The sequence below is a fragment of the Burkholderia stagnalis genome (assembly GCF_902830275.1).
Taxonomy (GTDB): Bacteria; Pseudomonadota; Gammaproteobacteria; order Burkholderiales; family Burkholderiaceae; genus Burkholderia; species Burkholderia stagnalis.
In genome coordinates, this window is record NZ_CADESW010000043.1 from 1 (window position 1) to 24,160 (window position 24,160).

General features: G+C 70.1%; 20 protein-coding genes and 1 pseudogene. 11 read left to right on the forward strand and 10 right to left on the reverse strand.

The features are described from left to right. Positions 1 to 140 precede the first annotated feature (140 nt). Positions 141 to 416: a hypothetical protein gene (locus HWY45_RS35650; protein ID WP_176118456.1), complete on the forward strand. Its 276-nt coding sequence runs from the start codon at positions 141 to 143 to the stop codon at positions 414 to 416. Between the two features lie 27 nt (positions 417 to 443). Here the strand turns inward: HWY45_RS35650 and HWY45_RS35655 are convergent, their stop codons facing one another. Together HWY45_RS35655 and HWY45_RS35660 are read right to left on the reverse strand one after the other, a co-directional pair. Continuing rightward, positions 444 to 2,012, reverse strand: a complete 1,569-nt coding sequence (locus HWY45_RS35655; RefSeq protein ID WP_059882977.1) for a mannose-1-phosphate guanylyltransferase/mannose-6-phosphate isomerase — start codon at positions 2,010 to 2,012, stop codon at positions 444 to 446. Continuing rightward, positions 2,009 to 2,593, reverse strand: coding sequence for a GNAT family protein (locus HWY45_RS35660; RefSeq protein WP_059808041.1), 585 nt, complete (start codon positions 2,591 to 2,593; stop codon positions 2,009 to 2,011). Before HWY45_RS35660 ends, HWY45_RS35655 begins: the two co-directional genes overlap by 4 nt. Before the next feature lie 274 nt (positions 2,594 to 2,867). Between HWY45_RS35660 and HWY45_RS35665 the strand changes: the two genes are divergently transcribed. Beyond that, positions 2,868 to 4,091, forward strand: coding sequence for a glycosyltransferase family 4 protein (locus HWY45_RS35665; protein WP_059882975.1), 1,224 nt, complete (start codon positions 2,868 to 2,870; stop codon positions 4,089 to 4,091). A 649-nt stretch (positions 4,092 to 4,740) separates the two neighbouring features. Beyond that, on the forward strand, positions 4,741 to 6,135 hold the full coding sequence (locus tag HWY45_RS35670) for a sigma-54 dependent transcriptional regulator (protein WP_059808030.1): 1,395 nt from the start codon (positions 4,741 to 4,743) through the stop codon (positions 6,133 to 6,135). A gap of 30 nt (positions 6,136 to 6,165) precedes the next feature. Here HWY45_RS35670 and HWY45_RS35675 read toward each other — a convergent pair whose 3' ends face one another. The 6 genes from HWY45_RS35675 to HWY45_RS35700 all read right to left on the reverse strand — a co-directional run bounded on the left by HWY45_RS35675 (position 6,166) and on the right by HWY45_RS35700 (position 13,068). Next, positions 6,166 to 8,610: a glycoside hydrolase family 2 protein gene (locus tag HWY45_RS35675; RefSeq protein WP_414143487.1), complete on the reverse strand. Its 2,445-nt coding sequence runs from the start codon at positions 8,608 to 8,610 to the stop codon at positions 6,166 to 6,168. 29 nt (positions 8,611 to 8,639) lie between these two features. Further along, the gene (locus HWY45_RS35680; RefSeq protein ID WP_059883120.1) at positions 8,640 to 9,698 is read right to left on the reverse strand and encodes a DUF1839 family protein; all 1,059 of its coding nucleotides are present in this window, start codon (positions 9,696 to 9,698) and stop codon (positions 8,640 to 8,642) included. Next, positions 9,695 to 10,672 (reverse strand): amino acid--[acyl-carrier-protein] ligase, encoded by a 978-nt coding sequence (locus HWY45_RS35685; RefSeq protein ID WP_059882970.1) that lies wholly within the window; start codon positions 10,670 to 10,672, stop codon positions 9,695 to 9,697. Before HWY45_RS35685 ends, HWY45_RS35680 begins: the two co-directional genes overlap by 4 nt. Then, complete coding sequence (locus HWY45_RS35690; protein ID WP_059882968.1) at positions 10,669 to 11,865, reverse strand: acyl-CoA dehydrogenase family protein; 1,197 nt, start codon at positions 11,863 to 11,865, stop codon at positions 10,669 to 10,671. The genes HWY45_RS35685 and HWY45_RS35690 overlap by 4 nt, the downstream gene beginning before the upstream one ends. Next, positions 11,862 to 12,113, reverse strand: a complete 252-nt coding sequence (locus HWY45_RS35695) for an acyl carrier protein (RefSeq protein WP_059808019.1) — start codon at positions 12,111 to 12,113, stop codon at positions 11,862 to 11,864. The genes HWY45_RS35690 and HWY45_RS35695 overlap by 4 nt, the downstream gene beginning before the upstream one ends. Positions 12,114 to 12,285: 172 nt before the next feature. Beyond that, positions 12,286 to 13,068, reverse strand: coding sequence for a Crp/Fnr family transcriptional regulator (locus tag HWY45_RS35700; RefSeq protein ID WP_059808016.1), 783 nt, complete (start codon positions 13,066 to 13,068; stop codon positions 12,286 to 12,288). Between the two features lie 823 nt (positions 13,069 to 13,891). Here HWY45_RS35700 and HWY45_RS35705 point away from each other — a divergent pair. From HWY45_RS35705 to HWY45_RS35715, 3 genes and pseudogenes are all read left to right on the forward strand, one after another. After that, positions 13,892 to 14,674 (forward strand): Crp/Fnr family transcriptional regulator, encoded by a 783-nt coding sequence (locus tag HWY45_RS35705; RefSeq protein ID WP_059882966.1) that lies wholly within the window; start codon positions 13,892 to 13,894, stop codon positions 14,672 to 14,674. Further along, positions 14,671 to 16,088 (forward strand): annotated as a pseudogene (locus tag HWY45_RS35710) (undecaprenyl-phosphate glucose phosphotransferase). The gene HWY45_RS35705 and the pseudogene HWY45_RS35710 overlap by 4 nt, the downstream one beginning before the upstream one ends. A gap of 177 nt (positions 16,089 to 16,265) precedes the next feature. Then, a complete protein-coding gene (locus HWY45_RS35715; protein ID WP_059882965.1) occupies positions 16,266 to 17,432 on the forward strand; it encodes a glycosyltransferase family 4 protein in 1,167 nt (388 codons plus the stop codon). 165 nt (positions 17,433 to 17,597) lie between these two features. Here HWY45_RS35715 and HWY45_RS35720 read toward each other — a convergent pair whose 3' ends face one another. Next, positions 17,598 to 17,771, reverse strand: coding sequence for a hypothetical protein (locus HWY45_RS35720; RefSeq protein ID WP_170304067.1), 174 nt, complete (start codon positions 17,769 to 17,771; stop codon positions 17,598 to 17,600). A 203-nt stretch (positions 17,772 to 17,974) separates the two neighbouring features. Between HWY45_RS35720 and HWY45_RS35725 the strand changes: the two genes are divergently transcribed. From HWY45_RS35725 to HWY45_RS35745, 5 genes are all read left to right on the forward strand, one after another. Beyond that, positions 17,975 to 18,235: a hypothetical protein gene (locus HWY45_RS35725; protein ID WP_059808844.1), complete on the forward strand. Its 261-nt coding sequence runs from the start codon at positions 17,975 to 17,977 to the stop codon at positions 18,233 to 18,235. A gap of 224 nt (positions 18,236 to 18,459) precedes the next feature. Next, positions 18,460 to 18,792 (forward strand): hypothetical protein, encoded by a 333-nt coding sequence (locus HWY45_RS35730; RefSeq protein WP_059561674.1) that lies wholly within the window; start codon positions 18,460 to 18,462, stop codon positions 18,790 to 18,792. Positions 18,793 to 18,976: 184 nt separating this feature from the next. Next, entirely contained in the window at positions 18,977 to 19,369 is a 393-nt protein-coding gene (locus HWY45_RS35735; protein WP_059561669.1) for a TraR/DksA family transcriptional regulator, read from the forward strand. A 372-nt stretch (positions 19,370 to 19,741) separates the two neighbouring features. Beyond that, positions 19,742 to 21,517: a DNA polymerase/3'-5' exonuclease PolX gene (gene polX, locus HWY45_RS35740; protein ID WP_059882963.1), complete on the forward strand. Its 1,776-nt coding sequence runs from the start codon at positions 19,742 to 19,744 to the stop codon at positions 21,515 to 21,517. Next, positions 21,517 to 22,860 (forward strand): nicotinate phosphoribosyltransferase, encoded by a 1,344-nt coding sequence (locus tag HWY45_RS35745; protein ID WP_059882961.1) that lies wholly within the window; start codon positions 21,517 to 21,519, stop codon positions 22,858 to 22,860. Before polX ends, HWY45_RS35745 begins: the two co-directional genes overlap by 1 nt. 52 nt (positions 22,861 to 22,912) lie before the next feature. Here HWY45_RS35745 and ald read toward each other — a convergent pair whose 3' ends face one another. Continuing rightward, a complete protein-coding gene (gene ald, locus HWY45_RS35750; protein ID WP_059882959.1) occupies positions 22,913 to 24,028 on the reverse strand; it encodes an alanine dehydrogenase in 1,116 nt (371 codons plus the stop codon). Between the last annotated feature and the right edge of the window lie 132 nt (positions 24,029 to 24,160).

Genomic DNA, 24,160 nt, shown 5'->3' on the forward strand with positions numbered 1-24,160 from the left:
AACATCGTGCGCGGCGTGCAGACGGGTGCGGGCATCCTCGTCGCGCAGGAGGACAGCTACCGGACCCATGACACGACCAACGTGCGCGTGACGGGCAACGCGATTTCGGACATCCAGCAGCCGGCTTCGCGGGCGTTCGCATGCTGGGCAACGTGTGCGGGATTCGAATGTCGGGCAATCGGCTCGACGCGATCGGCGGTGCGCCGATCGCCGGCGAGTCGCGCGGCTGCGCGGCCGGCGAGGTGATCGTCGGGGCCGCGAACACGCTGGACGGCGCCGCGCTGCCGCCGTCGGCGGACGCAGCGTCGCAGGCCGCCGAGGCCGCGAGCGGCGGCGCCGACGCGCGCCTGATGCCGCATGTGCGCGAATGGCTTCGGCAGGCACGGCGCCGCGGCCACGGACGGCCGATCGAATGAGCGTGGCGCCGGCGCGGCACCGTTCCGCTAACCGGCGTCGCTGACCGCCGGCGTCTCACGCGGCTGCGCTGCGGCCGCCGCCGTTGCCGTTTCCTCCGAGGCGACCGCCCGCCCGTACTGGTCGTCGAAGCGCACGATGTCGTCCTCGCCGAGATAGTCGCCCGACTGCACCTCGATGATCTCGAGCGGAATCCGCCCGGGATTCTCGAGCCGGTGCACCTCGCCTACCGCGATATACGTCGACTCGTTCTCGCTGAGCAGGAACGTGTCGCCGCCGCGCGTCACCTTCGCGGTGCCGCGCACGACGATCCAGTGTTCCGCGCGGTGATAGTGCATCTGCAGCGACAGCCGCTTGCCCGGATCGACGACGATCCGCTTCACCTGGAAGCGCTCGCCGAGGTCGATCGAATCGTAGTGCCCCCACGGCCGCCGCACCTTGCGGTGTTCGCGCACCTGCGGTTGCCGGGCCGTCTTGAGGCGGGCGACGATGTGCTTCACGCGCTGCACGTCATGCTTGTTCGCGACCAGCACCGCGTCGGGCGTCTCGATGACGACGACGTCCCGCATCCCGACGCAGGCCACCAGCCGCCCTTCGGAGCGCACCAGGCTGTCCTGCGTATCCTCGAACAGGATCGGGCCGCGCGCGACGTTGCCGTCGCCGTCCTTCGGCATGATTTCCCAGATCGCGTCCCATGTGCCGACGTCCGACCAGCCCGCCGTGAGCGGCACCACGATGCCGTCGATGCCGAGCGCGTCGTGCGTGGCGAGGCGCTCCATTACCGCGTAGTCGATCGAATCGGATGGACACGCGTCGAACGCGGCCGCGTCGATCCTGAAGTACGGCTCGTCGGCGACGCCCGCGCGCCAGGCCGCCTCGCAGGCGGCGTGAATCTGCGGCGCGAGCGTGCGAATGGCCTTCAGCCAGATCGACGCTCGGGTGACGAAGATCCCGCTGTTCCACCAGTAGTCGCCCGAATGCAGGTAGCGCTCCGCGAGCGCGGCGTCCGGCTTCTCGACGAAACGGTTGATCGCGTAGCCGCCCTGGCCGCCGTGACGGCCCGCATGCGGCGCGCCGACCTGGATGTAGCCGTAGCCGGTTTCCGCGCGGCGCGGCAGCACGCCCAGCGTGACGATCGCGCCGTCCTGCGCATAGCGCGCGGCGCGGCCGACCGCGTCCTGGAACGCGCCGACGTCGCCGATCACGTGGTCGGCCGGCATCACGACGAGCACCGGATCGTCCGCGAGCGCGCACGCGTCCAGCGCGGCGAGCGTGAGCGCGGGCGCGGTGTTGCGGGCGGCCGGCTCGATCAGGATGCGTGCGGGCGCCGCGCGGCCGACGACCTGCGTGGCGCTCATGAAGCGATGCGATTCGCCGCACACGAGCAGCAGCCGGTCGCCGAGCGACGCGCTCGCGATTCCGTTCAGGCGTCGTGCGGTCGACGACAGCGGCGATTCGTCCGACACGAGATCGATCAGCTGTTTCGGATATTGCTCGCGGGACAGCGGCCACAGCCGCGTGCCCGAGCCGCCCGCAAGAATCACGGGCAGGATGCACGGCATGTCGGGTTGGGGAACCGGGCGCAGGATGCGGTTCATCGCTCGGCTCCGGTATCGGCCGGCAGCCGGTTGCGCGCGCGGCCGTCGTCGCGCGCGTCGCCGCCGCGCATCCGCGGTGCCTCGGCCACGCGCGACAGCAGGTGCTGGAACGCGCTGGCCGCGCGGTCGACAGGCCGCACCATGCCGATGAACGGCGCGCCGTGTTCGAGATAGGGGCCATAAGCCTTGCGAAAGCCGAAGCGCTTGTAGAACGCCTGCCGGTGCGCCGCCACGTGCGTGCGCACCGCGATGCGCGGCCATGCGACGCGGGCCGCCGAAAGCGCGCGTTCGATCAGCCGTTCGAGCGTGTCGTCGTCGCGCCGCGCTTCGCTCGTCAGCACCTTGTCGATCGTCACGTCGGGGTCGATGTCGTCGGCCGGCAGCAGGCGCGCATACGCGGCGACCTGCGCCGCGTCGCCGTCGCGCGTGAGCGCATAGACGTGCAGCGCGCTCGCGTCCTTGCCGTCGATGTCGAGATGCGTGTGCGCGTCCTCGACGACCAGCACGGCGTTGCGCGCGCGCAGGATCGCGTAGAGATCGACACCGCTCAGTTCTCCGAATTCACAACAATGCCATTCCATGGTGCTTCCTCGTCTGATGCCCGGAACATGCAATGCCGCTCGGGGCATTCGCCGCCGGCAGGATCGCGAGGATCACGATACGGGCCCGTATCGACGCGATCTGTTCGTAAGCGCACTTACGCCCGGTTTCGTGCGGCGGCCGCCGCATCGCGCGAGAGCGGCGCAATGTGCGATAGCACACACCGGCCGGCCTGCGGCGTGCCGATAATGCGGACATTCTGGCGGCCGGCCGGTTGCGCCGTCCGCATACACGCAAGGAAACAGGGAGCGGCACTTGAAGATCGCGATCGTTCACGACTGGCTGGTGGCGCCGGGCGGCGCCGAGCACGTGCTCGCGCACATGATCGACTGCTTTCCGCAGGCGGACGTCCATAGCCTCGTCGACTTCCTCGAAGACCGCACATGCCTGCGCGGCCGCCCGGTGCGCACGTCGTTCATCCAGAAGCTGCCGTTCGCGCGCACGCGCTATCGGAGCTATCTGCCGCTGTTTCCGCTGGCGATCGAGCAGTTCGACCTGTCCGCCTACGACATCGTGCTGTCGAGCTCGTATGCGGTCGCGAAGGGCGTGCTGTGCGGGCCCGACCAGCTTCACGCGAGCTACGTGCATTCGCCGGTGCGCTATGCGTGGGACCTGCAGCATCAGTACCTGAACGAAGCCGGGCTGGCGCGCGGGCCCAAATCGGCGCTGGCGCGCGTGCTGCTGCATTACATCCGCAACTGGGACGCGCGCTCCGCGAACGGCGTCGATTGCGTGGCCGCGAATTCCCGCTTCATCGCGCGCCGCATCCGCAAGACCTACCGGCGCGACGCGACCGTGATCCATCCGCCCGTCGACGTCGACCGCCTGACGCTGCGCGCCGACAAGGAGGCGTTCTTCCTGACCGCGTCGCGGCTGGTGCCGTACAAGCGGATCGACCTGATCGTCGAAGCGTTTTCGCGCACGCCGTGGCGCCGGCTGGTCGTGATCGGCGACGGCCCGGAGAGGGCGAAGATCCGCGCGCTGGCCGGCCCGAACGTCACGCTGCTCGGCTATCAGCCGTTCGAAGTCCTGCACGATCATCTGCAGCGCGCCTGCGCGTTCGTGTTCGCGGCCGAAGAGGATTTCGGCATTGCGCCGGTCGAGGCGCAGGCCTGCGGCACGCCGGTGATCGCGTACGGCAAGGGCGGCGTGCGCGAGTCGGTGCGCGCATGGCCGTGCGCGCGGCCCACGGGGCTGTTCTATCGGGCGCAGACGGCCGACGCGCTCGTCGATGCGCTCGCCCGCTTCGACGCGTTGCCGCGCGGCACATTTGCCGCGCACGCCTGCCGCGAGAATGCCGAGCGCTTCGGCGCGGAGCGCTTTCGCGCCGAGTTCACGCGCTTCGTGCTGAACGGCTATGCTGCGTTGCAGGAAGAGATGGCCGGCGCCGTCGACGCGGTGGCCGGCGGCGCGGCGCAACCGGACGATCTGCCCGCGGCGCCGGCGCGTCACGACGACGCGGCGCGGCTGCGCGTCTGAAGTTCCACGAGACGCCGATTCGGCGCCGGCGCCGGCGCTGCGCCGCAATGTAACCGACGGTGCGGCGGCGGCCGATGCGCGTATCCGACGAGCCGACCGGCATTATGAAAAGAACGGAACGGTTGCCTCATTTTTCTCCGTACTCCACATTGAATTGCGGGTAATCCGCGTGGCTGACTGTGCGTGAATGTAGTATTGGCCACCGATCGACGTGATCGGTCGTGGATAATCAATGCTGCATTGCTAAAGCACGCGCTTCCCGATCAGGCCGCACGTAACCGAAAGATTCGATGTTTATCGTTTGGTAACAACCGATCTGGAAACGGCGTGTAAATTTGTAAAAGAACGAAATGAGGTGGCCGCGCTGGCTTATCCGGCCGACCGTCATCCGGCTCGGGTGGCCCGCGCAGTCGTTGCACGCAGCAATGCGCGAGCGGACGGCGGCCGGCTTCGATGGCGTGTCCGTGCCGACGGCGTGCCGCATGACAGGCAGGACGGGGTGGCCCGGGGCGGATGCGTTCCGCCGGGGCCGATGACAGCGGGACCGGACGACAGCCGGCTCGTACTCCGGAACCGTGGCGCGTGCGGCCCCCATGCCGCCGGCGTAGCGCGAAGCAGGTTCACGGAGTAGAGAAAGCGATGGTTCGTCATGAATAGGCCAATAACGCGCGACAAGGGCGGCGGCGGGGGAAGGTCTGCCGGGCAGCGTCCGCTGATTTACTGGACGCAGGCGCCTTCGGTGATCCTGCGCAAGGAGCTTGCGCGGCGCGACTGGAAAGTCACGGTCGTCGCGCACGCGAGCGAACTGCTGCGCGAGCGCACCGATGAAATCACGTGCGGCATTCTCGATCTCAGCGGCGGCCACGCGGACGCGATCGGCGCGATTGCGTCGACGTGCGCGTCGATGCGCGACGTCGTCTGGGTCGCGCTGGTCGACGCGGGGCAGACCGCGTCGCCGACTGTGCGCGCGCTGCTGCGCGACTACTGTTTCGACTACATCACGCTGCCGGCGTCGCATCAGCGGATCGCCGAAACGGTCGGCCACGCGTACGGGATGGAGTGCCTGTTCATGCACGACCAGGAACGTCCCGACGTGTCCGAGCACGGCATCGTCGGCACCTGCAGCGCGATGCTCCGGCTGTTCGACACGGTGCGGCGCTTCGCGGGCACGGACGCGCCGGTGTTCGTGTTCGGCGAGACCGGCACCGGCAAGGAACTGACCGCGCTCGCGATCCATCGTCACTCCGAGCGGCGCAACGGCCCGTTCGTCGCGGTCAACTGCGGCGCGATTCCGCCCGATCTGCTGCAGTCGGAGCTGTTCGGCTACGAGCGCGGCGCGTTTACCGGCGCGCACGCCCGCAAGATCGGCTACGTGGAGGCCGCGAACGGCGGCACGCTGCTGCTCGACGAAATCGGCGACCTGCCGCACGACAGCCAGGCGAGCCTGCTGCGCTTCGTGCAGGCGCGCGCGATTCACCGGCTCGGCGGCAGCGATCCGGTGCCGGTCGATGTGCGGATCGTGTCGGCGACGCACGTCGATCTGCGCGATGCGATGGAGGAGGGGCGCTTTCGCGCCGACCTGTTCCACCGGCTCTGCGTGATGCGCATCGACCAGCCGCCGCTGCGCTCGCGCGGCAAGGACATCGAACTGCTCGCGCACCACATGCTCGAGCGCTTCAGGGGCGATGCGCGCCATCGCGTGCGCGGGTTCTCGACGGATGCGATCACCGCGCTCTACAAGCACGACTGGCCCGGCAACGTCCGCGAGCTGATCAATCGCGTGCGCCGTGCAGTGGTGATGACCGAAGGGCGGCTGATCACCGCGCGCGATCTCGAACTCGAATACTGTCTCGACGCGGCGTCGCCGTCCGTCGCCGACATCCGCAAGACAATCGAGCGCGAGGCGATCGAACTCGCGCTGCTGCGCACGCGCGGGCGCATCGCCGTGTCGGCGCGCGAACTCGGCGTGTCGCGCGCGACGCTCTATCGCTGGATGGAGGCGTACGGGATCGAGCGGCCGCGCCGTACCGGATCGTCGGACTGAACGGCCCGGCGGCGCATGCGTGCCGCCGCGTCACGCGGCCGGCTTCGCGCGGATGGTCGGGCCGGAATTGACGGCGCGGATCTCGACCGGCGGCGGCATGTGCGCATCGGCGTCGCGCTGCGCGGCATCGAGCGGCGCGAGCGCGACGCGCGCCGGCATGCCGGGCGCGACGTGAAACCAGTCGTCGCGCGGCACGAAGCCCGGCGCGAGGATCTGCACGTGCCGCGCGAGATGGCGGGTCGCGATGTCGACGGCCCAGGCGCCGTCCGTGCGCGACACGCAGGCTTCGAGCCCGAGGTCGCGGCGCGCGAACACGGCGGGGTGGGTGCGGGACGGAAAATGGAACGCCTGAGACAGGATCGCGCCGTCGTCGCCGCGCAAGGTCGCGACGACGGCGTCGTGCTCGCAGGGGCCGAACCGGTACGCATAGGTCCAGTCGAAGAAGCGGTCGAGCAGGTCGGCCGACCCGAGCCGGAGCGCATCGTGCGCGGCCACGCGGATCGCGCGGCCGGCCCGCGCGACCGGCGTGCGGCCGTCGCGCAGCGCGATCAGCTCGACGGCGGCCGACAGCGGCGCCGGGCGCTCGTTGATCACGTGCACGTCGAGCCCGTTCAGGCCTTCGTCGACCAGCAGGATCTGCACCGGCTGCAGCACCTGGCGCAGCGCATGCCAGACCGATTTCGGCCGGTGCGCTGCATCGACGATGCCCCATCCCGCGCCGGGCCGCACGTCCTGGAACTGCCAGACGAGGGCGCCCGCGCAGCGCGAGCCCGCGCGCCGCCATTCGGAGAAGGTGTCGCGCATCACGTCGGCAAGCACCGCGCGCGACAGCTCGACATAGCGCGCCGGGTTCTCGCGTCGCAGCCGGCCGGGCTCGACGGCGTACAGCGCATGCAGATAGTGATCGCGGACGTCGTCGAAATCCCATGACGCGCCGGGGTCGCGCGGCACGCCCAGCTTCCAGCGCGGCTCATGCGTGCCGGGCCGGCCGAGTTCGTCGAGCGCCGCGTCGCACGGCAGGTTGGCGAACGCGAGGCATTCGCTGGCGAAGCGCACGTCGGCGCGGCGCGCGTCGTCGAGCGGGCGCAGGTAGGCGCCGACGCCGTAGTAATGCGACACGCGTTCGCGCGGCGCAAACGGCAGGACGCCGCCGTCGGGCGTGTCGGGCAGGTATGGCACGTCGGGGCGCAGCGCCGCCGCGTGGCTCGCCAACTGCTCGGCGGTCAGCGCCACGAACCGCTGCTTCGGCGCGAGGCCCGACATGGCGGCCTGCTGCGCGATCTCGCTGCCGCCGCACAGCACCGCGAGCGACGGGGACGCGCGCCGGCGTGTCAGGAACTGTTCGGCCTCGCGCCGGACCGCGTCGTCGAACGACGGCGCGGCCAGCGCGTAGTCGAAGTTCGCGAACATGAAGTCCTGCCAGACCAGCAGGCCGAGCCGGTCGCACCACGCATGGAACGCATCGGCCTCGTAGGTCATCGTGCCGCCGACGCGGATCATGTTGAAGCCGGCGTCGCGCGCCTGTTCGAGCAGGTGCCGGTAGGTCGCGTCGTCCGCGTGAAGCGCGAGCGGCGCGGCGCTGCTCCAGCAGGCGCCGCGCGCGAAGACCGGCACGCCGTTGACGCGCAGCCCGAAACCGAGCCCGTCGTCGCCCGGTTCCGGCTCGATCGTGCGAAAGCCGGTCGCGCCGAGCGCGCGCCGCGCGCCGTCCAGATGCAGCGCGATGTCGTACAGCGCCGGCTCGCCGTGCGTGTGCGGCCACCAGCGGCGCACGCGCGGCAGCGTCACGCTCGCGCGCAGCCGGTCGGCGCCGGCGCGTTCGAGCGTTGCGTGGTGTTCGCCGCACGACAGGCGCGCGACGAGCGCGTCGGGCAATGGCGACGAGAACGCCAGCTCCGCGTCGAGCCGGCCTGTCTCGCCGTCGACGCTGGCAAACAGGTCGCAGCGGGCGATCACGGGGCCGGCGGCCGGGTCCAGCACGTCGACCGGCCGCCACGGGCCGATCGGCGGGTGGGGCGGAAACCAGCCCGGCATGTGGCCGAACAGCGAGGTCCGCACGGCGCGCAGCGCGGCCGGCTCGGCGAGCCGCGTGCGCCAGCGTGCGCGCTGCGGCGCCCGCAGGTCACGCAGATGCGGGCCCAGCGCGCGGAAGCAGAGCGTCAGCCGGTGCGAGCCGTCGAGCGCGACGGCCACGTCATGCGAGACGAACATGCTGTCCGAGCGCAGGAGCGGCGTCTCGTCGAGCCAGGCCTCGGCGACGGTCGCGAGGCCGTGGAAGCGCAGCACGCGCGGCCCGTGTCCGTGCAGCGTGGTGCGATACCAGTAGTCGCGCTCGGCGAGCGCGCCCGCCGTGTCGAGTCGGCCTGCCTGCGCGAGCGCCTGTGCGACCGTGCCGGGCACCGGCGCCGCGATCCAGTCGCCGGCCGCGCCGAGGTCGGCCGGTGTGCGGGCGGCGCCGGCCGGCGTCGCCCGCAGCGACCACGCGGTGGTGTCCGTCGCGCGACTCACCGGGCGATCGGCGTCACGCGAACCGTGTCGTCGCGCACCGGCGCGGCGGCGTGACGCGGCGGCGCGATCCGGCGCGCGCAGTCGACCAGGTCGCGGTACGCCGCCTCGATCGCTTCGAGCGAGCTGTCGCCGCGCTCCTCCTTGCCGCGCGAGCATGCGCGCGCGAGCCGGAATTCGAGCACCATGGCCTCGTTCGCGATGCGCTCGCAGGCCGCGCGGAGGTCGGCGAACGGGCCGGTGCAGCCACTGGCCTGCAGCCAGCGCGCATAGTGGCCGAACAGCTCGAAATTCGCGCCGAGCTGCCGCACCGAATTGAACGAGTACGCGTGGAAGCGCTCGAGCGGCGCGTCGGCGAGCGTGCGCGCGTCGATCCGGAGCTGACGGCGGAACGCGGCGATCGGATTGACGGCCGGCACGCGGCGCAGCTGGCGTTGCAGCGCGTCGAGCGACGCTTCGCAGAGCGCGCGCTCCGCCAGCGGTGCGAAACGCCGCTTCGCGCACTCGACGTAGGGCGGCAGCGCCATCGCCGAGCCGTGGCCGACGAGCCCGTCGTAATCGAGGCCGTCGGCCACGTAATAGCCGCTGTTGTGAAAATAGCCGAGCTGCCGGTGCCCGCGATCGATCGCGTCGATGCCGATGGTCGTCTTCGTATGCTGGGCGCGGTAGCTGATGCCGTGCGTGTCGGGCAGGAACCACGCGTCCACTTCGACGATCATCAGGTGGCCGCGCGCGACCTGCGTTTCGATATGGCGGTCGAGCGGCTCGTAGATCGAATGTTCCTGCACGACGATGCCGTAGAGCCGCTCCAGCTCGTCATGCGGAAACTTGAAGAACGTGAACTGGTCGCCCTCGAAATCGAGCGCGAGCGTGAACGGCAGCGCCGCGTACGGATTGAAACCCCACCAGCGCAGCACCTCGAGCCACATGTCGACGTAGCAGTTGGTCTGCTTCCACACCATCTCCTGCCCGTGCAGCGGATGCGCCCGGTAGTGTCGCGCGCGATGGCGCACGTCGTCGAACGACGCGTCGCCGCCGTCGTGAGAGACGAGCGTCATCGCGCGCCCCACAGCACGTCGCGCACGTCGTGCGGCCACGCGTCGAGGTCGAAGCCGTGATGGCGGAACAGCGCGAGCGTCAGCCGCTCGAGCCCGAAGCCGACGCAGCCCGTGTGCGCGACGTCGCCCGTCGCGGTGCGGATGCCCCACAGCTCGCCGAAATGATCCATGTGGTAATTGAAGCTCAGGCAGGCCGTCTGCCGGCCGTCGTGCTCGATCGGCACCAGCAGCTCGAACTTCAGGTTCTGCTCGCGCTGGCTGTGCGCGACGATCTTGCCGCCGCGCCCGAAGAACGGGTCGTTGGCGAGATCGATCGCGTTGGGCAGGCGCAGCGCGTCGATCATCCGCACGCCGCGCTCCATCCAGGTCCGGCGGAACGCGACGATCTGCTCGGGCGTGCCGATCCGCACGAACTCGCGCATCCGGAACAACTGCATGCGGGTCGGATCGAGCGACGGCTCGTGGCGGAAGCAGTACGAGAACACGTCGATGAGCCGCCCGTCCCCGGGCAGCGCGCCCGCGCGCGCCACGACGGGGTAGACGGGATAGCACGCGGCCGGCGTCATCACGACGTAGGTCGGCTTCTGGCAGCCGCTCCAGTCCTCGCCGCGATCGAGGCACTGCAGCACGCGCTGCTGCTCGTGTTCGCCGCCGCAGAATGCATGAACGGTGCCCGCGAGCTGCGGGAAGCTTTTCATGTACTCGCTGCGCTCGAATTCGAGCCGGCTCATCGCCGGCGGGAAGCGCAGCACCTCCGCCTGCTGGTCGGCGCCGACGCGCGTGACGAGCGCATCGAGCGCCTCGACGACGCGCTCGAAGCGCTCGCTGCGGCCGAACAGGCCCTGCACGCCGGTGGAGACCAGCAGCCCGGCGTCGATCAGCGCGTCGCGCAGCGGATTGGCGCCGGCGCGGTCGAGCGGCGCGCCGGCGGGCGCGGCCGAGGCGGGGGGCAGGGAGGAAAGGCGATCGTTCACGGAAGTTTCTCCAGCGTCGCGGGACGCAGCGCGAGCAGCAGGCTCGAGGTATTGGCGGCGATGCGGTCGTTGCTGATCATCAGCGGCGCCGCGTGCAGGTCACGGATGTGCCGGCCGACGCTGAACGGCGTGCCGTGCTTGTAGCCGGCCATGCCGCAAATCATCAGCGCCTGGTGCGCGACGTCGAGCGCCGTCGTCGACACGTAGGTTTTCAGCGTATTGATCTCGGCGGCCCACGCCATGCCGTCGGACCACGAGCGCGTGCACGCGAGCGCATGCAGGCGCAGCACGCGGTCGACGCGGGCCTGCATCGCCTGCATCTGCTCGAGCGCTTCGGCGATGCGCCGCGACGCGGGGGACGGCGCGCCGTCGGTCCTGCGCATCTGCGCGCGGAAGAACTGGTGTGCGCGATTGAACGCGTCCTGCGCGACGCCGATCCAGACCGACGCCCACAGGATGTGCGATACCGGCACCATCGTCTGTTCGGCGATTCGCGAGAACGGCGCGGACAGGCATTGCACGGCCGCGCCGCGCGCGTCGAGCGCGAAGCCGCTGCTGCAGGTGCCGCGCATGCCGAGCGTGTCCCAGTCGCTGCTGCGCGTCAGCGTATAGCCGTCGCGCAGCAGCGTGACGAGCACCTGATCGGACGGCGCCGCGTGCGCGTCGCGCCGCGCGGTCGCGAGAATCCCGTCCGCGTACTCGCCGTAGGAGATCGTCGGCGCGTGCTTCAGCAGCCGGAACCCGTCGCCGTCGGTCTCGAGCGCGCACTGGCTCGCGCGCAGGTTGCCGCCGACGCCGTCCTCCGACGTCGCGGACGCGAGCAGCCACTGATGCCGCGCGAGCTGCTGCAGGAACAGCTTGTGCCAGACGTCGTCGAGCGCATGATCGACGATGCATGCGACCTGGATCTGATGCATCGCGAACACCATCGCCGCCGATGCGCAGCCCTGGCCGAGGATCGCGCAGGCGGACGCGACGTCTGCCAGCGACGCGCCCGCGCCGCCGAGCCGGACGGGCACCAGCGCGCCCAGCAGGCGCCGCGCGCGCATCGCCTCGATCGCTTCGACCGGGCAGCGCGCGTCGCGGTCGACTGCGTCCGCGTGCTGCGCGGCGACCTGCGCGACGGCGCGCGCGGCCTCGTCGAGCCCGCGCGCGCCGTCGCCGGTCGCGACTTCCGGAAGCAGACCGTTCATGCCGAATGCGCGGCGCGCCGGAGCGTCGCGATGGCGTCGGCGAGCGTGTCGATACTGCGGAACAGCTGGCGGTTGAGCATCTCGTCGGGAATCTCGACGTCGAACTGCCTTTCGAGCGCGAGCATCAGCTGGATCGTGTCGAGCGAGGAAAGGCCCGCGTCGTACAGGTCGTCGGCGTCGCCGATCGTATCGACGGCGGCCTCGAGGTGGGCAACCTGCTTGAGTATTTCCCTGATTTCGTGTTTCACGTGCGGCTCCGGCGTGCGTGGTGTCCTCCGCACGGGACCGACGCGGCGCGCCGCGCCGCCATCGCCCCGGCAGTCCGGCTTCAGTAGACCATTCGCCGCCGCCGCGTTCTGTTCGTCACCCTACAATCGGTTGACCGCTCCGCGCGCGTGCGCGGGTGCGTCACGAGCCGGATCAACTGCGCGACGCGGCGGGCACGCCCGTGTCGGCCGACAGGATGCGCTTCATCTCGTCGCGCACGAGGCCGCGGCAGCCGCACGCCATGCGGTCGAGGCCCGGCAGATCCGCGAGCTCGATCGAACTCCGGTATTGCCGGATCAGGCCGAGCTTCTGGATCTCGCCCGCGGCGTCCGTGATGGTCTCGCGCCGCACGCCGAGCATCTGCGCGAGCATGCTGTGCGTGACCTGGATCTCGATGCTGCGCGAGCGGTCGTACGCGAGCAGGAACCATCTGCATAACTGATGTTTGAGCACATGATGACGGCTGCAGAACGTGATCTGCGACACCTGTGCGATCAACAGCCGCAGGCAGACGAACAGCAGGTGACGAATCACGGCGGACGCGTCGAACGCGGCCGCGAACGCGTGCGGGTCGAGCCGATACGCGAAGCCGTCGCGGCAGGCGACGGCGCGGCACGGCATCGTGCCGCTGCCGCCGATCACCTCGTCGCAGACGATGCCTTCGCTGCCGATTTCGGCTACTTCGAGCGTCATGCCGCCGGACGACACGTACTGCAGCGACACCGCGGTCGTAACCGGCAGATAGACGGCGGGGAGCGTATCGCCGGGCTCGCAGAGCACCTGGCCCGATTTCACGTGGACGAGCTTCAGATGGCTCGCGAGCGCGACGCGGTCCTCGCGGTCGAGCGCGGCAAGGAACCGGTTCGCATCGAAGCTGGGCGACAGCTCGATCACGCCGCTGGCCGGCGCGGCGACTTCATGTGCCTGATGTATCACGACGCATCCTCGTACGGTTGAGCTCGCGTGTCGGCGCGGCGGCCGTCGCGAATCGAGGCATCACGCGCGTCGCACGGCGTTATGGAGATATTCGAATGCCGATGGCGACTAAAACGCTAACACGTTGAATGTTTTTGTCATTTGCATCGCGCGTCATTTCACAAAGTTTGACGATTTAAACCGTGATCGGATTATTGAGTCGGTTACACCGGAATTCGCGGAATTTGTTCGTGAATGAAATTGAATGCATGCGGATTTTTGTATGCGACCCATTGTTCAGGAATCAATCGGATGCAAAGCGTCTCCTGTCGGAATTGTCAGGGATGAATGATTTAAAGATGATCTGACAAATGACCGGCGCCGGTGTGGGTTATCAATCAAATCATGCGGATAGGTGCGATATGTGCGCCATCCTACATTGGCCGCGGCACGTGCGCCGCTTCAGTTTTGAGACAGTTTCGAACGCCAGGCGCGTTGCGGCACGGTGTGCGGTTGCCGCCGGCGTGGTCGCGGAAACAATCGTCATGCCGATGTAAGTGTTTGAAATGGCGGCACGCGCGGCGTTCGCGACGCGCGCGATGCGCGCAACGGCAATGCTCGGTCGAATCCGTTGCAGTGTCCGGTTCCTGCCGTAGTGTCCGAAAATGCGACGTTTTTGTTTTCCGCATGCGAATGTTTGTGCCGTATAAATCGCGCCGTGATTCATATATTAAGGATGGGCGGGAATTGGCACGTAAATCGCTTATTGGAAAAGCGCGAAGGCGCAGGACGAAAACGAATTTCGCGCGCGATGTGGACAGCGCGGACAGACAGGGATACAGACATGCTTCATCTTCAATCGTGCCATTGGTCAAACGCGATCCTCGACGCGCTGCCGGAGGACAGCATCCGCAGGCTCGCGCCGCATCTCGAACTGGTCATGGTCAAACCCGGCCTGCTCGACCGGGTCGGCGAGCCGGCCCGCTACATGCACTTCCCGACGACCGCGATGCTGTCGGTGCTGCACCTGATGGAGGACGGCGCGATGGTGGAGGTCGCCGTGGTCGGCCGCGAGGGGCTCATCGGCCTGTCGGCGCTGATCGGCGGCAGCGCGATCTCGAACCGCTTCGAGGTGCGCATCGGCGGGATGGCCTACCGCGTGTCGTCCTGCGTGATGCGCTCGGAATTCGAACGTTCGCCGGCGACGTACCGGCTTCTGCTCAACTATTGCCAGGCGGCGATGGTGCAGATCTCGCGCAGCGCGCTGTGCAACCGGCATCACTCGGTCAGCGAGCAGCTCATCCGCTGGCTGCTGCTGGCGCACGATCGCATCGATGGCGACGAACTGGCCGTCACGCAGCAGACGATCGCCAACATGCTCGGCGTGCGGCGCGAAGGCGTGACGGAAGCGGCAGGGTGCCTGCAGGAGGCCGGCCTGATCCGGCAGCGCCGCGGCCGCATCACGCTGCTCGATCGCGACGGGCTCGAACGGCACGCTTGCGAATGCTACGACATGATTCGCAGCGCTTACCGCGGCCTGCTCGGTGCGCAGGAGAGTGCGAGCGTGACGCCATTCCGCGCGCGGACGCCGGAGGCGAGCCGCGTCAGCCCGGCGCACGGGGCATGACCATGCGCGCGGCACGGAATGGCGCGCACCGGCTGCGGCGCGCGGTAGTCATGGCCGTCGACGCCGCCCTGCTGCTGGCGGGCGCGCTGGCGGCGCAGGCGTGGGCGGGGCTCGCGTGGCGCGACCTGGCGGATGGGCAGCGCGGCGCCATCGCGCTGTCGTGCGTGCTGACGCTGATGCTGCTGCCGCGCGGCACGCCGCGTGCGCGCGCCGCCGGCGACGGCCGCCGGTCCGCGCTGGCGCGGCTCGTGATCGCCGTCGCATGCGCAAGCGTGCTGACGATCGCGGGCGCGACGTGGATCATGAATCGCGGCGCGACGATGTCGCCGCGCTGGATCGTGCGCACGGTACTCGCGGGCGACGCGGGCCTGTTGCTCGGCAGGGCCGCGCTGCTGGCGATCGCGTGGCGGCGCGGCGAGCCGCGCGCGGGGCAGCGCCGCGTCGCGCTGGTCGGCGCGACCGCATACGGCCGCGCGGCACTGGACCGGATGCGGCTCGCGCCGCACAGCCCGTACGTGCCCGTTGCGTGTTCGACGACGCCGACGCGGCGGGCGCGGAGCGCTGCATCGGCGGCGTGCCCGTGACCGGCGACTGGAACGCATTGCGCGCGCGGATCCGCGCCGGCCTGATCGACGAAGTGTGGCTGACGCTGCCGATGTCGCACGAGCGGCGCATCCAGCGCATCGTGCGCGAGCTGCGCGACGAGTTCGTCGAACTGCGGCTGCTGCCCGACGTGCGTCACGTCGCGGTCGTCGATCGTTCCGCGACCGACGTGCTCGGGATGCCGGCGATCAATCTCGCGACGACCCCGCGTTCCGCGCCGGAACTGTGGGCAAAGTTCGCGTTCGACCGCGCATTCGCGCTTGCCGTGCTCGTCCCGCTGCTGCCGGTGCTCGCGGCGCTGGCGGTGGCGGTCAAGCTGTCGTCGCCGGGGCCCGTGCTGTTCCGGCAGCGCCGCAAGGGCGTCGACGGTCGCGAGTTCTCGATCCTCAAGTTCCGGACGATGCGCGTGCACCGCCAGCAGCCGGGTGTCGTGCGGCAGGCGTCGCGCAACGACGCGCGCATCACGCCCGTCGGCGCGTTCCTGCGGCGCACGTCGCTCGACGAGCTCCCGCAGTTCTTCAACGTGCTGTTCGGGCAGATGTCGGTGGTCGGCCCGCGCCCGCACGCGATCGAACACGACGACTTCTACCGGCGGCTCGTCGACGGCTACATGTATCGCTACCGGGTGCGGCCGGGCATCACGGGCTGGGCGCAGGTCAACGGCTATCGCGGCGAAACCCGCAAGGTCGAGGCGATGGCCGCCCGCGTGAAGTTCGACCTGTTCTACATGCAGAACTGGAGCTTCTGGTTCGACATCAAGATCATCCTGCTGACGATCGTGCGCGGCTTCGTCGGCCGCAACGCGTTCTGACGCGCGACGCCGCCGCGTGCGCGGCGACGCATCGAGGCCGAAGGCGGTTGTGCGATCGAACGTACCGACGGCGCGGCGCGCGCCGCCCACACTGATGGCACAGCAAAGCGCATCCCGCTCGAGGCGGGATGTCCGGCGGCGTGCAGACACGCCGCGGCCATCGGGGCAGTCACGATCATGTCAACGTCGATTCGGGAACGGGAGGGCGCGCACGACGCGTATGCGCCGCGGGAGGTCGTCGCGTCCGCGCGCACCACGCACGGGCGCGCGCTCGCGATCAACGGCAAATTCGCGTCGCAGCGGATGACGGGCGTGCAGCGCGTCGCGTACGAACTGACCGCCGAGCTCGCGCGGATCGCCGGCGCCGCCGACGCGCCGCCGGTGGTCGTGCAGCCCGCTCACGATCCGGCCGCGCTGCCGGCGCAAGCCCGACGGCAGGTTGCGCCGGGCTTGCGCGGCGTGCTGTGGGAGCAGTGGACGCTTCCGCGCGCGACTTGCGGCAGGACGCTGCTGAGCCTATGCAACGTCGGCCCGCTGCTGAAGCGCGAACAGGTGCTGCTGATTCACGACGCGGCGGTCTTCGATCTGCCGGCCGGCTATTCGCTCGCGTTTCGCGTCTGGTATCGGCTCGCGTTCGCGATCCTGAAGCGCCGCGCGCGGCACATCGTCACCGTGTCGCACTTCTCGCGCGCGCGCATCGCCGCGCGGCTGCGCATGCCGCCCGCGCGCGTGTCGGTCGTGCCCGGCGCGGTCGATCACGTCGACCGGATCGACGCGGACCCCCGCGTGCTGTCGCGGCTGCGGCTCGAGCGCGACGGTTACGTGCTGTTCGTCGGTTCGCTGGCGCCCGGCAAGAATCTCGGCCGGGCGCTCGAAGCGATCGCCCTGTTGCGCCGCTCGCATCCCGCGATGCGTTTCGTGATCGCCGGCAGCGCGAACGCGAAGATCTTCGGCGAAGCGGCGGGCGGGCCGCGCGCCGACGATCCGCGCGTGACCTGGGCCGGCTATGTGACCGACGGCGAGCTGAAGGCGCTGTACGAAGCTGCCGGCTGTTTCGTCTTTCCGTCGCTTTACGAAGGTTTCGGGCTGCCGCCGCTCGAGGCGATGCGCAGCGGCTGCCCGGTGATCGTCTCGCACGAGGGTGCGCTGCCGGAGGTGTGCGGCGGCGCGGCACTGTTCTGCGACGCCTACGACGCGGCCGACATCGCCGCGACGATCGCGCGCGTGATGGATGACGCAGCGTTGCGCGAGCGGTTGCGCGCGCAAGGCGTCGCGCACGCGGGCCGCTTCAGCTGGCAAGCGTCCGCGCAGGCGCTGCTCGGCGTCGTGCGCGGCAGCGAATGAGGGCCTCGTCCTTGCGTCTGCGCGCCGGCGGCGCGCGGCGGCCCGTCGCAGCGGCGGCCACGCCGATGCGTCGATGGCCGAAGCGCAGCGTCGAGCGCACCGCCGTGCGCCGGCAACTGCTGACGGCCTGGCCGGCACAGCCGGCGCGGGCGATGCGTGCCGCCGTCAGCCCGACGCCGCCGCGTCGGCGGCATGCGTTGCGCCGGAGGCCGCGTCCTTCGGCTGCGCATCCGGCGTGACGGTCACGCTGGACGGGGCAACGGCGTGCTGGATCGTCGGCACGACCATCGTCGGAAAGAGGGCCGCGAGCGCGACCCATACGATTACGCCGAATACCATGGCTGTCTCCCGAGTGTCGAGCGAAGCGCACGCGCACTCGTACGCACGAAACGCGCGCGTGCGGTATGCCCCCACTCTATGGCGCACGTTTGCGCAGGAGATTGATCGATCTCAAGCTTGCCTGCGTCAGATGATTGCAAGCGACCGGTCACAGCGCGCACCATGGCTGTCGGATGTCCGTCGAGTCGACACCGGAGCCGGTGATGGCATGCAACGATGAAGACGAGCGGGAGCTGCGTCATGTCGCGGCGATGATCGACGAGCTGTGCCGCGTCGACTTTCGTGAGCGCACGACGACGGCCGTGATGCGTCCCGCGTACTGGCGCGCGCGACTCGATGCGATTCGCGCGCGGCTGCATGCGGGCGGACGGGCGGCGACGCTGACCCGGACGCTGGTCGAGCGCCTCGACGAGCTGGAGCGGCGTCAATGGCGCGACGGCGCATCCCGTCACGGCAAACGTTAGCACGCCACGACGCATCGATACGGACAGCGAAGCGCGCGCATTGGTCATATCGAATGCGGGATGCGGCGCGCATCGCGACAAGCACATCGCCGGCCAGAGCGGGGTTGTGGAAACCACTCACTGGCCCGCGGAAATCATTCACGTCACACTGCGCAGCACGGTTCGCGCCGGTTCTTTCGTGCCAGAAGGTGCGGCGCGCCATTCGTCCCGAGGAGCTCGCCACGATGCTGACCCCGCACGAATTTTCCACGCTGCTGCTGGTCGCGAACGCACCGCAGCATGTCGATTGTTTCAGCGCCGACTTCGACGCGCTCGTCGCGCAGGCGTATGTCGAACTGGTGTCCGACGCGCCCGGCGAAGCGCCGCATCCGGCCCTGACGCCGCAGGGCTGCGGCGTGCTGGCGCGCATCGGCGTCGACACGTCCCGCAATGCATCACCGCTCGCGCAGGGCGCCGACCGCGAAGTGCGGCGGCTCGCCGCGCGCAGTGCAGCACGGCAGTGCGAAACGTTTTCGCGTCGGTCCCCGGTTTTTGCGAGCGAATCCCGGTTCGTGTGAGGCCGCGGAGTGCGAGGACGATCAACACACGTCCGCGCGTTGGGTTTATGCTCCGTCGAATGCGTCGGGCCGCATGCCGCGGCGGGCGCTGAACCGGACGGACGGCACGCAGCGTGCCGATGCCGCCGCGCCCGGTGTCGCGCCGGCCGTCATGGTCGGCAAAACCCGCACAAGGAGAACGACGATGGCGCTGGACGAACGGCAATTGCAGACGCTGCATCGACGGCTGGATGAGTCCGAGCAGACGTTGCGCGCGGAGATCCGTGCGAGCGAGCATCAGCGCGCATCGGAATCGTATGCGGATCTGGCCGGCGCCGCGCCGGACGAAGGTGACGAGGCGAACGCCGATCTGTTCGTCGACGTCGACCATGCGCTGATCGGCATGAAGCTCGCGGAGTTGCGCGCGGTCGGGCGTGCGTTGCAGCGGATCCGCGACGGCAGCTACGGCGACTGTGCGGACTGCGATATGCCCGTCGACTACGAACGCCTGCTTGCGCGGCCGACGGCCGAACGCTGCGCGCACTGCCAGCAACTGCACGAACGGCGCTACGGCACCCAGCCGCGTGCGTCGCTCTGACGCCGCGCATCGTTTTTCACGCATCCCTCGCACGCGTCGGCGCCACCGCCTGATCCCGCGCGCCGCACGCGCACGCCGCACGAATTGATCCTGCGCAACGCAGCGGCACGGCTGCGATCCATACTGACCGCGTCGTGCCGGGCGCCGCGCGGACGATCGTCACGCCGCCGGCCGGCGGGCGCCGCCGCCCGCGTTCCGGCACGACCTGTGCATGCCGGCGTGCCGGGGCAGGCGCGAGCACGGGCGGCGCCGTCGGCGTAGGATGGGATCGGGCGTCCGGCGCGTGTCGTTCACGCGACGCACCGCACCGGGCGGGCAGGCACCCGCGCATCGCGCGCGGCGCCATCCACGTGGAAGGGAGCCACGCCGATCATGACGATCCACAATGCCGAGTGTGCGGCGGTGTTCGCCGAGATCGCCGACATGCTCGAGATCCAGGGCGCCAACCCGTTTCGGGTGCGCGCCTATCGCAACGCCGCACGCACGATCGCCGACTACGGCCGCGACATTCCGACGATGATCGCGAACGGCGACGACCTCGGCCGCATCCCGTCGATCGGCGTCGATCTCGCATCGAAGCTGCGCGAGATCGCGGCGACCGGCACCTGCGAGCTGCAGCAAACCTTGCGCCACGCGTTGCCGGCCGCGATCGTCGGGCTGCTCGACGTGCAGGGGCTCGGCGCGAAACGCGTGAAGGCGCTGCACGACGCGCTGCACGTCGATACGCTCGAGCAACTGAAGGCCGCGGCGAAGGAAGGGCGCGTGCGCGAACTGCCGGGCTTCGGCGCGAAGACCGAAGCGCATCTGCTCGACGCGCTCGATGCGCGCCTGCAGCACGCGCAGCAGCGCTTCCTGCTGCCGTTCGCCGAGCAATGCCTCGCGCCGCTGCTCGAGTGCCTGCGCGCGGTGCCGGGCGCAGGCGACACAGTGCCGGCCGGCAGCTTCCGGCGCCGGCGCGAGACCGTCGGCGATCTCGACATTCTCGTCACCGCGCGCGATCCGGCCGCCATAACGGACGCGTTCGTCGGCTACGGCGAAGTCGCACGCGTGCTCGCGCGCGGCGCAACGCGTTCGAGCGTCGTGCTGAAGAGCGGCATCCAGGTCGACCTGCGCGTCGTCGACGCGGACGCGTTCGGCGCCGCGCTCGTCTACTTCACCGGATCGAAGGCGCACAACATCGTGCTGCGCCGCCTCGCGCAGGCGGGCGGCCTGAAGATCAACGAATACGGCGTGTTTCGCGGCGACGAGCGGATCGCGGGCGCGACCGAAGCATCGGTCTACGAATCGATCGGCCTGCACTGGATACCGCCCGAGCTGCGCGAGGATCACGGCGAGATCGATGCATCGCGCGCCGGCCGCCTGCCCGCACTGGTTGAACGCAAGCACCTGCGCGGCGATCTGCATGCGCACACCGACGCGTCGGACGGCCATGACGGGCTGCGCGCGATGGCGCAGGCGGCGCGCGCACGCGGGCTCGCGTATCTGGCGATCACCGACCCCGTGCGGCAGCCCGGCGCGGCGCGCGGGGTCGATCGCGAGCGCCTCGCGCGGCAGATCGACGAGATCGACCGGCTGAACGCGTCGTTCGACGATTTCGTGCTGCTGAAGGGCGTCGAGGCTGAGATTCTCGAAGACGGCAGCCTCGGCGTACCGGACGATATGCTCGGCCGGCTCGATCTCGTCGTCGGTGCGATGTACGACGGGCTCGACTTGCCGCGCGCCGCGCAGACCGAGCGCGTGCTGCGCGCGATGGACCATCCGCACTTCACGATCCTCGCGCATCCGACCGGCCGCGTGCTCGGCGAGAACGACGGATGCGACCTCGACCTGCCGCGCGTGATCGAGCATGCGCATGCGCGCGGCTGCTTCCTGGAGCTCGATGCGCAGCCGCAGCGGCTCGACCTCGCGGACATCTGGTGCCGCGAGGCCGCGCGGGCCGGCGTGCTGGTGTCGATCGACTCCGACGCGCGCAGCGCGCACGCGCTCGACGATCTCGGGCTGGGCGTCGACCAGGCGCGCCGCGGCTGGCTGACGCGCCCGGACGTGCTGAACACGCGCACGCTCGCGCAACTGCGGCCGCTGCTCGCGCGCACGATGGGCGGTGCGGGCAGCGGGGCGGGCAGCCGCGCCCGCGCGAAGGGGGCGTGATGCCCGGCGAAGCCTCCGGCGGCGAGGTGCTGCTGACCGACCTGTACGAGCTGACGATGCTGCAGGCGTATTTCGACGCCGCGATGAACGACGTCGCGAGCTTCGAATTCTTCGTGCGCGCGTTGCCGCCGCAGCGCAACTTCCTGATGGCGGCGGGGCTCGCGTCCGTGCTCGATTACCTGGAGCAGGTGCGTTTCACCGCCGACGATCTCGCCTGTCTCGCCCGCACCGGCCGTTTCCGCGCGGAATTCCTCGCGTCGCTCGCGGGCTGGCGGTTTACGGGCACGGTGCATGCGATGCCCGAAGGCACCGTGTGCTTCGCGGACGAACCGCTGCTGCGCATCACCGCGCCGCTGCGCGAGGCGCAGCTCGTCGAGAGCCGCGTGATGAACCTGCTGCATTACGCGACGCTCGTGGCCAGCAAGGCCGCGCGCTCGGTGCTGGCGGCGCCGGGGCATTTGCTCGTCGATTTCGGCCTGCGCCGCGCGCACGGCGCGGAGGCCGGCCTGCTGTCGGCGCGCGCGAGCTACCTTGCCGGCTTCTCAGGCACGGCGACGGTGCTGGCGGGCGTGCGATACGGCATTCCGACGTTCGGCACGATGGCGCATTCGTATGTGCAGGCGCATGGCGACGAGGCGCGCGCGTTCGCGCATTTCGCGCGCTCGCAGCCCGACAACGCGGTGCTGCTGATCGATACGTACGATGTCGAGCGGGCCGCGCAGACGGTCGTCGAAACGGCGCGCGCGCTCGCGCCGGAAGGCATCGCGATCAAGGGCGTGCGGCTCGACAGCGGCGAGCTCGTCGCGCATGCGCGGCGCGTGCGCGAGATCCTCGACCTTGGCGGCCTCGCGAACGTGACGATCTTCGTGAGCGGCAATCTCGACGAATACGGGCTGCGGGACATGCTGGCGCAGGACGCGCCGATCGACGGCTTCGGCATCGGCACGCGGATGAACACGTCGGCGGACGCGCCGTCGCTCGACTGCGCGTACAAGCTCGTCGAATATGCGGGCGTGCCGCGCCGCAAGCGTTCCGAAGGCAAGGCGACGTGGCCGGGCCGCAAGCAGGTGTTCCGGCGCCTGGGCGGGGACGGGCAGATCGCCGCCGACTGTATCGCGCTGGACGGCGAAACGCAGCCGGGCATCGCGCTGCTCGCGCCGGCGATGATCGACGGCGCGCGGCTGCCGCTGCCGTCGCTCGACGCAAGCCGCGCGCATGCGGCACGGCAGCTCGCGATGCTGCCCGAGCGCACGCGCGCGCTGACGATGGCGGAACCGGTGGCCGTCGAGATTTCCGCCGCGCTGGCCGGGCTCGTCGCGCAGATGGACGAGCGGGCCGCGTGACGGGGCGGCGGGGCCGGCCGCCGTCGATCACAGGCGCCCGGCCGCTCGCGCGTCAGGCGAGCATGTCCTCGGCGGGCACGTAAGGCAGCCCGAGCGCGCGCGCGACCGCTTCGTAGGTGATGTGTCCGTCGCACACGTTCAGGCCGGCGCGCAGGTGCGCGTCGTCGCTCATCGCGCGTTTCCAGCCCTTGTCCGCCAAAGCGATCGCATGGCCGATCGTCGCGTTGTTGAGCGCGAACGTCGACGTGCGCGCGACCGCGCCGGGCATGTTCGCGACGCAATAGTGGACGACGCCGTCGACCACGTAGGTCGGGTCCGCGTGCGTCGTCGCGTGCGAGGTCTCGAAGCAGCCGCCCTGGTCGATCGCGACGTCGACCACGACCGCGCCGCCGCGCATCGCCGCGATCATGTCGCGCGTGACGAGCCGCGGCGCCGACGCGCCCGGCACGAGCACCGCGCCGATCACGACGTCGGCGTCGTGCACGGCTTCCTCGATCGTCTGCGCGTTCGAGCAGACCGTCCCGATCCGGTTGCCGAAGATCAGGTCGAGCTGCCGCAGGCGCCCGACGTTGTTGTCGAGCACCGTGACCCGCGCGCCCATGCCGACCGCTATCTGCAGCGCGCCGGTGCCGACGACGCCCGCGCCGAGCACGACCACGTGCGCGGCCGGCACGCCGGGCACGCCTGCCATCAGCAGGCCCCGCCCGCCGCGCGGGCTTTCGAGGTGCGTGGCCGCGACCTGGATCGACATGCGCCCGGCGACCTCGCTCATCGGCGCGAGCAGCGGCAGGCCGCCGCCGGGGCCGGTCACCGTTTCGTATGCGATGCATACCGCGCCGGATTTGACGAGCGCCGCCGCCTGTTCCGGATCGGGCGCGAGATGCAGGTACGTGTAGAGGATCTGGCCGCGCCGCAGCATCGCGCATTCGGCGGACTGCGGCTCCTTGACCTTGATGATCATGTCGGCCCGCGCGAACACGTCGGCCGCGTCGTCGCTCAGTGACGCGCCGGCCGCCACGTAGGCGTCGTCGTGCAGCCCGATCGCGGTGCCCGCGTTGCGCTGCACCAGGACCTGGTGACCGTGGCGGGTCAGCTCGCGCGTGCCGGCCGGCGTGAGCCCGACGCGGTATTCATGGTTCTTGATCTCCTTCGGCACACCGATCAGCATGGGTCACCTATATGAACGCGTCCCGTTTGCAACAGTTCTCGTGTGTTACGACAGACAGGATGGGCAGCAGCTCTATATCCGGCCTTGTTGCAGCCGGTACTGCCGCTGCGGGCCCCTATGAAATACGCTGAC